The sequence below is a fragment of the Pigmentiphaga sp. genome (assembly GCF_019689535.1).
GTDB lineage: Bacteria > Pseudomonadota > Gammaproteobacteria > Burkholderiales > Burkholderiaceae_B > Pigmentiphaga.
The window spans coordinates 1-6049 of the sequence record NZ_JADGHH010000201.1; the positions used below are offsets into that span (position 1 = coordinate 1).

Sequence of the window (6049 nt, forward strand, 5' to 3'; positions counted from 1 at the left end):
AAATACTGGCGCTCCTCCCAAAGCGTCCGTGCTTCGCCCTTCCCAGGTCACGAACGTGGTGTCGGTGCGAAGAAGGCTCGGCCATTTTTCCATCGACATTCTTTTCTCCCGGAGCAGGGAAATGACACAAAAGTATGTCGCCGGCGCCGGAGACGTTCCGGTAGCCAAGGCGAATGAGGGCGACGACTATGCCCGCAAGGCGGTCATCGCCTCGACGGTCGGGTATGCACTCGACGGTTTCGATCTCTTGATCTTGGGGTTCATCCTCGCAGCGATTTCGGCCGATCTCGGGCTGTCGAGCACGCAGGCCGGATCCCTGGTGACCTGGACGCTGGTGGGCGCCGTCGTCGGCGGCATCGTGTTCGGTTGGCTGAGCGACAAGTTCGGGCGCGTGCGCGTGCTGAACTGGACCATTCTTCTGTTTGCGGTGTTTACCGGGCTGTGTGCGCTCGCGCAAGGCTACTGGGACTTGCTCGCCTATCGGACCATCGCCGGCTTGGGCCTGGGTGGCGAGTTCGGCATCGGCATGGCGCTGGCCGCCGAAGCGTGCCGTCCGGAGCAACGCGCACGCATGAGTTCGTACGTCGGGTTAGGTTGGCAGGCCGGCGTGCTGGTCGCGGCACTGGTGACCCCCGTGTTGCTGCCCATCGTGGGGTGGCGCGGCATGTTCGCAATCGGCGTGCTGCCCGCGGTCGTGGCTTTCGTCATCCGCCACTTCATCGGCGAGCCCAAGATCTTCGTCGAAAGCCAGAAGACCGCGGTGAAAGAAAACTCCTTCAAGTTGCTGGTCGCGGATGGCAAGACGACGCGTGCGAGCCTGGGGGTAGTGATCCTGACCTCCGTCCAGAACTTCGGCTACTACGGCGTGATGATCTGGATGCCGTCGTACCTGAGCAACCAGTTCGGCTACTCCCTGACCAAATCGGCCGGGTGGACCGCCATCACGATTCTCGGCATGGCGTTTGGCATTTGGCTGTTCGGACAGCTGGCTGACCGCGTCGGCCGCCGCCCCATCTTCCTGCTCTACCAGGTTGGTGCCGTGGCGTCGGTGCTCGTTTATTCCCAATTGACGTCGCAATACGCATTGCTCATCGGCGGCGCAATCATGGGGATGTTCGTGAACGGCATGCTGGGCGGGTATGGCGCGTTGATCTCGGAGCTCTATCCGACCAGGGCCCGGGCGACGGCACAGAACGTGCTCTTCAACATCGGGCGCGCGGTCGGCGGCTTTGGGCCGCTGGCGGTCGGCGCGGTGGCGGCCAAGTATTCGTTCAGCTCGGCCATCGCACTGCTGGCGTCGATCTACGTCCTGGACATCATCGCCACGTTGTTCTTGATCCCGGAACGCAAGGGCGCCGCGCTCGAATAGCCGGTCGACTCTTGGACCCGGCGAGCGAGCGTCCGGGCGGGGAAAGGGCAAATTTTTCGCCCTTTCGCCGCCCGCGCAGTTTTCACATGGCGATGAGCACGGATCGGCGCAAACCGTACCCATCGCCAGGGATGAACGAAGTATCGAGCGCCGGGATTTTCCGCGCAGCAAAGGAATCGGGTATGAACGTTGTAATGTCCGCGCCACGGGCTGGCAGCTGTATCGAACAATCCTCGCCGGACACTTGCGGCAGGGTCATTAGCAATGAATGGGTCAACCCAGACTACAAGCACTTGGTGCTGGATGCCGGATGGCCCGCCGCTGGCGCAAAGGCAGGCCAGTTCTTCCACCTGCTGTGTCCTTCCACGGACCAGGATGCGCCTTTCTTTCGCCGCCCCATGAGCACCTACCGGGCCGATCCGGCCACGGGAAGGGTGGAGTTCCTCTACAAAGTCACCGGCGCCGGCACGCGTGGGCTGGCGACGCTCGCACCGGGGGACAAGCTTCCCATGCTGGGCCCGCTGGGCGTGGGCTTCACGCTGCCGCCCCAGGTTCGCCACATCGTCGTGCTCGGGCGCGGCGTCGGACTCGCGACGCTGGCGCCGCTGGCCGAGCTTGCGTCCACCGCCGGCGTGGGCGTGACCGCCATCCTCAGTGCACGCAACTCGGCCAGCTTGATGTCCCAGGACCGGTTTGCAGCCATTGGCGCCACGCTCATCGAAGTCACCGACGCGGCCGGCACGAGTTCGGTCGAGAATGTCGAGCGCCTGTTGCGCGAGTTGCATGCCGCCGGCCGCGCCGATGCTTTCTATACCTGCGGCTCCGCGCGATTGACCGCGCTGATGCGGCGGCTGGGCAAGGAGTTGGCTGTGCCTGGCGAAGTCGCGATGGAACAGCAGATGGCTTGCGGCCTTGGCATGTGCTATTGCTGCGTGCGTGCTTTCCGCGTGGATGACCAGCTGGTCAGCAAGCGCGTCTGCTGGGACGGTCCCGTATTTCCCCTTGCGGAGGTGGTGTGATGATCGACCTGTCCGTAGACGTAGGGGGATTGCGCCTGTCCAATCCCGTGATGCCCGCATCGGGCACGTTCGCCGACGGCCTGGCCCATACCATCGACCTCAACCGGCTGGGGGCGTTCGTCACCAAGACCATCACGCGCGAGAAGCGCACTGGGAACCCCGTGCCGCGCGTGGCGGAGGTGCATGGGGGCATGCTCAATGCCATCGGCATTCCGAGCAAAGGTTCCGACTATTTCATCAGCGAAAGCATCCCGTTCTACCGGCGCTTTTCCCCGCCGCTGGTGGTGAGCATCTCGGCGCCCTCGAGCGAGGGGTTTGCCCGCTTGGCGGCCGAGTTGTCGGCGGTGGAGGGCGTTGCCGCCATCGAGGCCAACATTTCGTGCCCCAACATCGAGGAAGACGGCAAGGCGTTCGCCATGCACGCCCGGTCCACGGCGGCAGTGGTCAAGGCCTTGCGCGCGTCCACCTCGCTGCCTTTGTGGGTGAAGCTGACCCCCAACACGGGAGAGATCGCCAACGTGGCGCATGCGGCCCAGGAAGAAGGCGCCGATGCCCTCGTCGTCGCCAATACCATCCTCGGCATGGCGATCGACATCGAGACGCGCCGCCCGAAGCTCGGTAATGTCATGGGGGGCTTGTCTGGCCCTGCGGTCAAGCCCATCGTCGTACGCATGGTCTATCAGTGCCATCGCGCCGTGTCTATTCCCATCGTCGGTTGCGGGGGCGTCTCGACCGCCGACGATGCCATCGAGTACATGCTTGCCGGCGCGAGCGCAGTGCAGGTCGGGACCGCGACCTTCGTGCATCCCACGGCGATGGTCGAGATCATTGACGGCCTCGTCCAATACTGCCGCCGCAACGGCTTGCCCAACCTGCAAGGTCTCGTGGGAGCCGTGGAAGACAGCGGATTCGAGCCCTTCGAGGCCATGGCTTGAGGTCTGACATGACGGCATCGATCGAGGCGGTCAAAGGCAAGGGTATTCCGGGGGCGCAGGACGCGGCCGAGTTGTTCGCGCACATACGCGACCTGAGTTTCGACGGCGTCGGCGTCTCGCGCGAGAGCTACGGGCCGACCGAGACTGCATGCCTGGAGGCGCTGGTGGAATGGGCTCGTCGGCACGGCATCGCCGCCGAGACAGACCCCGCCGCCAACGTCGTGTTCTCCCTGCCTGGGCAGGGCAGCGGGGCGGCCGTGGTATGCGGCTCGCACGTTGATTCCGTGCCCCAGGGTGGCAATTATGACGGGCTTGCCGGCGTGATCGCCGGGCTGCTGTGCTTGAAGCGGCTAAAGGACGAGGCCGTTTCATTGCCGCATCCCGTATGGGTCGCCGCGATGCGGGGCGAAGAGAGCGCGTGGTTCGGCAAGGCCTACATGGGATCGAGCGCCATCCTGGGTAAGCTCCGGCCAGAGGACCTCGAGTTGCGCAACAAGCGCAGCGGCCGTACGTTGGCCGAAGCCATGGCTAGCGTGGGCGCTGACGTAGATCGCATCGTCGCCGGCCGGCCCATGCCCTGGGTCGAGGGCGTGAAAGCCTACGTCGAATTGCACATCGAGCAAGGGCCGTTGATGGTGGCCCGCAAGTGGCCGACCGCGATCGTATCGGGCATACGGGGCAATATCCGCCACAACGCAGTGCGCTGCATTGGCGAGGCGGGGCACTCCGGGGCGGTGCCGCGCTGGCTGCGCAAGGACGCGGTATTCGCCGTGTCGGACCTGCTGATGCGGCTGGACGAGCATTGGCGCGTGCTGCTCGAACGTGGCAATGACTTGGTCGTGACCGCCGGCGTGATGGGTACCGACCCGGCCGAACATGCGGTGTCGCGCATTCCGGGGCGGGTGGATTTCAGCTTTGAGGTGCGCAGCGAAAGCACCGTGACGCTGGAAGAGTTTTACCGCGTGATGCGCGTTGAGTGCGATGCCGTGGCCCGCCAGCGCGGGGTACGGTTCGAATTCGACCGGCGCATCGAGTCGGCGCCGGCCACGATGGATTCGAAACTGGTCCAGGCGCTGCTCGACGCTTCGGCTGAGCTCGGCTTGCCTGCCGAGCGCGTGCCCAGCGGTGCCGGCCATGATGCCGCCTTGTTCGCGAATGCGGGCATTCCGTCGGCCATGATCTTCATTCGCAACGAGAACGGATCGCACAATCCTGCCGAGGCCATGGACCTCGATGACTTCATGTCAGGCGTGGAGCTGCTCTACCAGGCGCTGCCGAGATTGGGATAGCGGACTCGTTTCATTGTCGGGGCCCTTGGGGATGGCTGATCGCATGCGATGTCGATCATATCCAGCGCGTTGCGCAGGAGGGAGCCCTTTTCTTTGCCAGGCTGCCGCAAGCCTGGCTTCCTGGCCCAGGGGGGCCGTGTGCCTGCTCAGCTGAGCTTCCACTCGTAATCGATCGTCAGTGGCGCATGGTCGGAGAATCGTTCTTCCTTGTAAATGCTGGCCGTGCGGGCTGCCGCGGCGATGCCGGGCGTTGCGACTTGGTAATCGATGCGCCACCCCACGTTCTTCGCCCATGCCTGCCCGCGGTTGCTCCACCAGGTATAGGATTCGCCCGTCGTATCCGGGTGTAGCCGCCGGTAAACGTCCACCCAGCCGATTTCGTCGAACACCTTGGTCATCCATGCGCGTTCCTCGGGCAGGAAACCGCTGTTCTTCTGGTTGCTTTTCCAGTTCTTGAGGTCGATCTCTTTGTGCGCGATGTTCCAGTCGCCGCAGATCACGAACTCACGTCCGGTGCGTCGATGTTCATCCATGAGGGCGGCGAGCCACGGCGCGAAGCGGTCGAGGAAGCGGTACTTGGCTTGTTGGCGTTCGTCCCCGCTACTGCCCGAAGGCAGGTAGGCGCTGACCACGGTCAGTCCGGGCCAGTCCAGGCGCAGGATGCGGCCTTCTGCGTCGAATTCTTCTTTGTCGAAACCGCAAAGCACCGACTCGCAGGCGCGTTTCACGTAAGCGCCGACACCGCTGTACCCCTTTTTCTGCGCAGGAAAGAAATGCCCCTCGTACCCTGGCGGGTGCCGCATTTCCTCAGTGATGTCCGCATCCTGGGCCTTGAGCTCCTGCAGGCAGACGACGTCCGCCCCGGTCGAGGCGAGCCACGGGTAGAAGCCCTTGCGGGCGGCAGAACGGATGCCGTTCAGGTTGATCGATACGATGCGCAGCAAAATCGGCTCCTGAAATACGCTGTGACTGGCCGAATTCTACGCGGTGCACCGTCTAGGCCCGGCGCTCACGGCTCGTCCAAGTCGCCTTCTTCGTCCCGGCAGGCGCGGCGCAGCTTGTGGAGGGTCTTGTACAGCACCAGGCGCTCTTCGTCGTTCAAGACGCGGATCATGGCGGCTTGCGCCCGTTGGGCGACGGGCATGGCGCGTTTGTATAGCGCCTTGCCTTGTTTGGAGAGCCGGCAGGTCACACCCCGCCGGTAGGCGCCGTCCACTGCTTCGAGCTCCACGAGGCCACGGGTTTCGAGCTGTCGCAGCGCGCGGCTCACCAGCGATTTGTCGGTCTCCGACCGCTTGACCACTTCCGAAAATGGGAGCGGTTCGGCCTCGGCTACGACCGAGAGCATGCGCCATTCGGCCATGGTCAATCCGAACTGTTCGGCGTAAGGCAAGGTGACGACGCGCCGGAGCGAGTTGGCCGTGCGGACGACGAGGG

At 64.3% G+C, this 6049-nt stretch carries 6 protein-coding genes; 4 read left to right on the top strand and 2 right to left on the bottom strand.

Annotated features, from left to right (window positions below; translation table 11 throughout):
- The first annotated feature begins 121 nt into the window (after positions 1–121).
- The 4 genes from IRZ12_RS14770 to IRZ12_RS14785 all read left to right on the top strand — a co-directional run bounded on the left by IRZ12_RS14770 (position 122) and on the right by IRZ12_RS14785 (position 4612).
- Entirely contained in the window at positions 122–1369 is a 1248-nt protein-coding gene (locus tag IRZ12_RS14770; RefSeq protein WP_296469897.1) for an MFS transporter, read from the top strand.
- A 182-nt stretch (positions 1370–1551) separates the two neighbouring features.
- On the top strand, positions 1552–2388 hold the full coding sequence (locus tag IRZ12_RS14775; protein ID WP_296469900.1) for a dihydroorotate dehydrogenase electron transfer subunit: 837 nt from the start codon (positions 1552–1554) through the stop codon (positions 2386–2388).
- Positions 2388–3323, top strand: a complete 936-nt coding sequence (locus IRZ12_RS14780; RefSeq protein WP_296469903.1) for a dihydroorotate dehydrogenase — start codon at positions 2388–2390, stop codon at positions 3321–3323. The genes IRZ12_RS14775 and IRZ12_RS14780 overlap by 1 nt, the downstream gene beginning before the upstream one ends.
- A gap of 8 nt (positions 3324–3331) precedes the next feature.
- Positions 3332–4612, top strand: coding sequence for a hydantoinase/carbamoylase family amidase (locus IRZ12_RS14785; protein WP_296469906.1), 1281 nt, complete (start codon positions 3332–3334; stop codon positions 4610–4612).
- Positions 4613–4758: 146 nt separating this feature from the next.
- Here IRZ12_RS14785 and IRZ12_RS14790 read toward each other — a convergent pair whose 3' ends face one another.
- Together IRZ12_RS14790 and IRZ12_RS14795 are read right to left on the bottom strand one after the other, a co-directional pair.
- On the bottom strand, positions 4759–5556 hold the full coding sequence (locus IRZ12_RS14790; RefSeq protein ID WP_296469909.1) for an exodeoxyribonuclease III: 798 nt from the start codon (positions 5554–5556) through the stop codon (positions 4759–4761).
- A 65-nt stretch (positions 5557–5621) separates the two neighbouring features.
- On the bottom strand, positions 5622–6049 hold a 428-nt coding region (locus tag IRZ12_RS14795), incomplete at its 5' end, for a MarR family transcriptional regulator (RefSeq protein ID WP_296469912.1).

What these genes read in the sequence shown, in the direction of transcription:
- IRZ12_RS14775 (WP_296469900.1), top strand. Translation starts at nt 1,552, where the DNA reads ATGAACGTTGTAATGTCCGCGCCACGGGCTGGCAGCTGTATCGAACAA.
- IRZ12_RS14785 (WP_296469906.1), top strand. Translation starts at nt 3,332, where the DNA reads ATGACGGCATCGATCGAGGCGGTCAAAGGCAAGGGTATTCCGGGGGCG.
- IRZ12_RS14770 (WP_296469897.1), top strand. Translation starts at nt 122, where the DNA reads ATGACACAAAAGTATGTCGCCGGCGCCGGAGACGTTCCGGTAGCCAAG.
- IRZ12_RS14780 (WP_296469903.1), top strand. Translation starts at nt 2,388, where the DNA reads ATGATCGACCTGTCCGTAGACGTAGGGGGATTGCGCCTGTCCAATCCC.